5 protein-coding genes are annotated in these 6,090 nt (G+C 41.1%); all 5 read left to right on the plus strand.

Annotation, left to right across the window (positions count from 1 at the left end):
• Window positions 1-330 precede the first annotated feature (330 nt).
• The 5 genes from HQK88_16990 (at window position 331) to HQK88_17010 (ending at window position 6,029) form a co-directional block, all read left to right on the plus strand.
• Window positions 331-1,857 (plus strand): hypothetical protein, encoded by a 1,527-nt coding sequence (locus HQK88_16990; GenBank protein MBF0618497.1) that lies wholly within the window; start codon window positions 331-333, stop codon window positions 1,855-1,857.
• Between the two features lie 63 nt (window positions 1,858-1,920).
• On the plus strand, window positions 1,921-2,448 hold the full coding sequence (locus HQK88_16995) for a hypothetical protein (GenBank protein MBF0618498.1): 528 nt from the start codon (window positions 1,921-1,923) through the stop codon (window positions 2,446-2,448).
• A 316-nt stretch (window positions 2,449-2,764) separates the two neighbouring features.
• Window positions 2,765-3,307, plus strand: a complete 543-nt coding sequence (locus HQK88_17000; protein ID MBF0618499.1) for a DUF4337 domain-containing protein — start codon at window positions 2,765-2,767, stop codon at window positions 3,305-3,307.
• A 74-nt stretch (window positions 3,308-3,381) separates the two neighbouring features.
• Window positions 3,382-5,481, plus strand: a complete 2,100-nt coding sequence (gene rnr, locus HQK88_17005) for a ribonuclease R (protein MBF0618500.1) — start codon at window positions 3,382-3,384, stop codon at window positions 5,479-5,481.
• Window positions 5,482-5,783: 302 nt separating this feature from the next.
• Entirely contained in the window at window positions 5,784-6,029 is a 246-nt protein-coding gene (locus HQK88_17010) for a winged helix-turn-helix domain-containing protein (protein ID MBF0618501.1), read from the plus strand.
• The last annotated feature ends 61 nt before the right edge of the window (window positions 6,030-6,090 follow it).

Consider the following 6,090-nt stretch of genomic DNA (forward strand, 5'->3'; position numbering starts at 1 on the left):
AAAATTATTATTACACTTTTAACAAAATATTTTGCTTGACATTTTCTTTTTTATTTCTTACAATGCGTGTGTACTTATTCAATTAATTTTTTCAGGGATGGAGCAGCTATGTTTATGAAATATCTGATTCGTAATCGAAATGGCGTTGTTTTTGCTTCTCTCTCTCTCTCTCTCTCTTAACTCTCCTTTAATAGTAATAATTTTACCATTCAAATTTAAAGATGTATCCCTGCGTCTAACTACTCTTGCTTATTGTTCCAACGGAAGGCTTCGTTTGTAAATGAAATAGAGTGGCAGCTTAGCTGTCTATGATTTTTTAGGAGGTGCTTTATGGAGGTTGTTTTTAAATCACGGAGGTTTTTCAAAGGCTTATTAGTATTTCTCTTAACAATGTCTTTATTTGCATCGTCCATGTGGATTGCTGATTTAGCATCGGCAGACACTTACACATGGACAGAAAGAACAAGTGCAGGTAGTAGAAATTGGTACTACATGGCATCATCATCAGATGGGGCAAAACTTGCTGCTGGAGCACAAAATGGGTATATTTATACATCAACAGATTATGGTGCTAATTGGACGACACGAACTAGTGCCGGTAGCAGAGTTTGGGACTCAGTAGCATCGTCATCAGATGGAACAAAACTCGCTGCTGTAGTTAGTAGTGGTTATATTTATACCTCAACCGATTCTGGTGCTACATGGACGGAAAGAACTGGTGCTGGCAGCAGAAGTTGGATTGTAACAACGTCATCATCAGATGGGGCAAAACTCGCTGCAACAGTTAATAATGGATATATTTATACCTCAACCGATTCTGGTACCACATGGACGGAAAGAACTGGTGCTGGTAGCAGATATTGGAATGCAGCAGCGTCTTCTTCTGATGGTACAAAACTTGCTGTTGGTGATTATAGTAATGGATATATTTATACATCCACAGATTCTGGTGCCACATGGACTGCACGAACGAGTGCAGGTAGTAGATATTGGCATGATTTAACATCATCATCAGATGGAACAAAACTCGCTGCTGTAGTTAGTAGTGGTTATATTTATACATCAACAGATTCAGGTGCCACATGGACGGAAAGAACTGGCGCTGGTAGCGGAAATTGGTATGGAATTGCGTCATCATCAGATGGGTCAAAACTCATTGCTGTTGTTAATGGTGGCTATATTTACACCTCAACAGATTCTGGTACTACATGGACTGTACAAATGAGTGCCGGTAGCAGAAATTGGGGTGGTGTAACGTCATCATCAGATGGTTCAAAACTCGCTGCTGGAGCTTATGGAGGCTATATCTATACCGGTGTATCATCAAGCGGTAACTATACAACGACAACAACAGCCGCCACAACTACAACAACATCAATTCCAGGAGGCGGTACAACAACAACCACATCTCTAACCACAACAGGCGGTTCTAAAAACATAAGTTACATCATTCCGTATCTACAAACAAACCCACAGCAGGTACTGTATTGCATGGCAAGCAATATGACCTCGTCAACGCAAACAGGTTATGTAATGGTTTTGGGAAATAACGCAGCAGTTAAGCCGGCACAATCGTATGAATCTACAACATTTACAGTATCGGGTAAGGCAACCAAAATGATTACATTTCTTGGACAGTCAGTAACAGCAGGAACAACCTCAATAAGTCTGATTAATAATACAGGCGGGACAACCAGCGATTCCGTGATGTATGGAACTAAGCTGACATTTGCCTCTAACGATAACACCACAACATGCAGCACAATGGGAATGGTGTGTTTTCAGGGGACAACAAACCCTAAAAGAAACCTGTTGGGAATTCTTTGCTATGATGGCAGCAGCTATTATGCACATTAATTTTATATGAACTGGATTCCTGCCTTCGCAGGAATGACAGATAAAAAAAGGAGACGATAGAAGATGAAGAAAATAATAGTATATACATTGACAACGTTACTGATAATGATGACAGTAAGTTTAATGATAGAAACGAAGGCGGACTCGGCAACGTATTATATGCCATATCTGCACACGTCCACAAGTAATGTGGTTTATTGTGTTGTAACTAACGTATCATCAAGTCCGGTAAATGGTTCGTTTACAACAATGTCAGTAGAGAATGGCACAGCCACCCAAACGACAGGTACCAGCTTTAGCGTAGATGCAAAAACGACACAACTGATGACATTTTCAGGCAGCACGTTAACAACAGGTACTTCTACAATCACAATATCGGATGTATCGGCAAGCACAATATCAGGATATAGCGGAAAATTAGCATTTATCGGGACATCATCACCTGGTGACACAGAGTTCGGAGGGGGAGTAACGGCTTCAACTGTGTCATGCACTGATGTTCCTATGAGCTGTTTTCAGGGCACGACATCACCGAAGCGTAATCTGGTTGGGCATAACTGCGAGGATGGCACCAATAAGTTTGCATACTAACAGAGGGCTATAAATCCAGGGGGGGGTGGTGTTAAAACGCCATCCCCCGACACTTATACGTTTTTTTTCAAAAACTCTTTTAATTCATCCAGGGAACCAGTTTTCTTAAATATTTTAAAACAGGAAAAAACTACAAAAATAGGTGTTAAAAATAAAAGACTTAAAGCCGGGTGGAACGATAACTACATGGATAATATTATTTTCTCTTGAAATGAGTTTGCCCTGTTAGTTGTTGTTGATTTTGTTATATAATTTGTTTTAAATTATATCGAAGTCTATGTGTATATAAAAACTGTGGTGTAGGGAGCATTAGATAATGGCAGAAGAAAAAAAGGAACCATGGCTTAATTGGCTAGCCATGACAACAGTGCTGTTTGCCGTCCTGGCCACTTTGTCCACATTTAAAGGTGGCAGCTATTCAACCAAATCGCTGCTCTTTCAATCACAGGCATCAGATGAGTGGGCGTACTTTCAGTCAAAGAGCATAAAAAGCTATATATACGAGGCACAGAAAGACCGATACGAATCAGAATTAAAATACTCTGAACCTAAACTATCAGACGTTCAACAAAAACACTACAATGAAAAAATAGCTGCCTTCGGTGAGAAGATAAAAAAGTACGAAAGCGAGAAAAAAGCAATCGCTGCCGAGGCTAAAAAACTTGAACAGCAGCGCGATGAGGCAAAGAATCATTCCCAGGCATTTGGCATGGCCGTCATATTCCTTCAGATAGCTATTCTGATAGGCTCTATATCGGCTCTTATGAAAAAGAAAACCCTGTGGTATGTCAGTATTATTATAGGCATAGCGGGGATTTTTAACTTCATTAACGGATTTATGTTGTTTTTATCTGTGTGATCTGTAGCAATAATTTTCTAAGTTAATACTGTCAATGCTCCATTCTTAAATTACTATCAGTGAAGAGGGCTATTATGATAGACAAAGAGAAATTAAAGAAATATTTAAAATCAATGAAAAAGCCTCAGTCCTTTGGAGAGCTGTCAAAACGGCTATGTGGAACATCGAAAGAGACCCGCCTGCTTAAAAAATATCTTAGGGAACAGTTGCGCCTTGGAGCAGTGGTGAGAACCAAAAACGGGCACTACGGGCCTGCAGAGGGGATGGGTCTTGCCACTGGTTATTTTGAGGCCCACAGGGGAGGATATGGGTTTGTAATTGTGGATAAATCCGGAGAGAGGGACATTTTTATTCCCGGCAGGAAGACAAACGGAGCAATGGACAATGACCGTGTGATTGTGAGAATGGAGGACACCAGAAGGCGAGAGGGCTCCATAGTGCAGGTGGTTGAGCGGGTTAGCGATAAGGTCTTTGGACGGGTTGATTATGTTGGAAATGCTTGTTATCTTAAGCCAAAGAATAAGACAATTATGTTTGACCTGTTTATACCGGAAAAAGACACGCTAAACGCAAAGTCCGGCGATAATGTAATAGCTGAAATAACAGACTATGGAAATTCAAGCAGGCCGCCGACAGGGAAAATCACAAAAATCCTGACAGTCCCTGAGGGACCAAAATCTGAGATAGACATGATAGCCGAGGAGTTTCATCTGCCTGTCAGATTCCCTAAGGCTGTCTCATCTGAGGCAAAAGCCTTGCCGGATAACATTACATCGGATATGATTACTGAACGCATGGATTTACGCGAACTTAACACAGTTACAATAGATGGGGAAAGGGCAAGGGATTTTGATGACGCAATATCAATAGTGAAAGAGGGGTTTGAGTATAAGCTCTACGTGCATATTGCCGATGTAAGCCACTTTGTGCCGTGGGAGAGTGCTCTTGATACAGAGGCACGTAAGCGCGGCACGTCGGTTTATTTTCCAGACAGAGTAATCCCGATGTTTCCCAAACGGCTTTCTGAGGAACTGTGCAGCCTTAAGCCAAAAGTTGACCGCCTGGCTTTTACCGCGGAAATGTGTTTCAGGGAGGACGGCTCAAGAAGCTCTGCAAATTTTTATCCCTCAGTGATACGAAGCAATGAAAGGATGACCTATACCGCGGTTAAAGAGATACTTATTGATAAGAATGAGCGACAGAGAAAAAAATATGCCGCACTCTTGCCGGAATTTGAGTTTATGGAGGAGTTATGCCATAAGTTAAGGGCAGTGCGGCTTAAGCGGGGCAGTCTTGATTTTGATCTGCCTGAGCCTGAGATAATACTTGATATGCAGGGGGGGCTCCAAAGTATAGCCGGAACGGATAGAAACTTTGCGCATTTTATCGTCGAGGAGTTTATGATAGCCGCTAATGAGGCGGTTAGCGGCTTTTTGGAATCGCTTAAGATTCCGACAGTTTTCAGAATTCATGAAGCGCCTGATGAAAGAAAACTCGATGAAATAATAAAAGTCCTCAAATGCACTATATCATGGAGCAAAAACCGGATATCTGCCTCAGATTTTCCTAAAATAATAGCAAAAGCCTCGGAAACCCCTTTTAAGGAGGTAATTAATTATCTGGTATTAAGGAGTTTGAAACAGGCACGGTACTCAACAGTAAATGAAAGGCACTTTGGACTTGCCTCAGTTAGCTATACGCACTTTACATCTCCCATAAGGCGGTACCCTGATCTGGTTGTGCACAGAGTGCTCAGGGAGGCTTTAACAATGGGGACTCACAGTGGGAAACAAAAGGAGTTTTTAAAAAAATTATCCGATATAGCTTTTCACTGTTCCCACAGGGAGAGGGTAGCTGAGGAGGCGGAAAGAGAAACGATAAATGCGTTGCGGGTTTGGTTTTTAAAAGACAGCGTGGGAGAGAAGTTTACGGGTAAAATTGTGGGAATAAACGCAAGAGGGCTAAGAGTGAGACTGGATGGCCACTTCATAGACGGCATGGTGGAGGTCTCTCAGATGTTTGATGACTACTATGTGTTTGATGACAAGAACCTGACTCTAAGAGGAAAAAACACAAAGAAGGTGTTTTCAATAGGCAGCATGGTTACTGTATGGATAGAGAGTGTGGATATGCAAGAGAGGGAAATATTTTTTAGTTTTCGGGGGCTGAACTAAAATAGCAGCAGCCTGTTAAAAGATAACAGACTGCTGCCAACATGTGCGATAACGCTGTCAGCGTATTGATGTGTTTAAACCCAAAAAGAACCTATAGGAATTTACGGATATATTCAATAAACTGTGTCAAGTGTGAAATCACCTAATACCAAGTGGCAATCTAATAAGTATTATGCTATACTATCTCTAAAAATAGAACATGGGGGTAGTGATGATGAAAAAGACGAAAGTGTTGGAACATCTGACAGCAGAAGAGATAAAGGAGAAGCTAAGGGAGACCACAGGGTTTTGGCGAGTACAGATTGACAACAGAGAGAGAAAAAGCACTTTTAGAACCATTTATTGAAAGAGAACTTACCGGTAAGATAGCTACTGCTAAAGAAATTAAGGAAGTTTTTGAGCAGACTTTGGGTCACCCAATTCATAAAACGACAATCTATAGGATTCTTAAGAGAAATGGTTGGAGAAAAATAGTACCAGGACCATTTCATGTGCAGGCAGATAAAGAGGAACAGGAAGAGTTTAAAAAAAATTTAGAGAAAAAGTAGATACTATCTTACAGGACAGAGACCCTAAAGATAAGCGTCCAGTGCTAGTGATGGCACAGGA

The organism is Nitrospirota bacterium, assembly GCA_015233895.1.
Lineage (GTDB): Bacteria > Nitrospirota > Thermodesulfovibrionia > Thermodesulfovibrionales > Magnetobacteriaceae > Magnetomonas.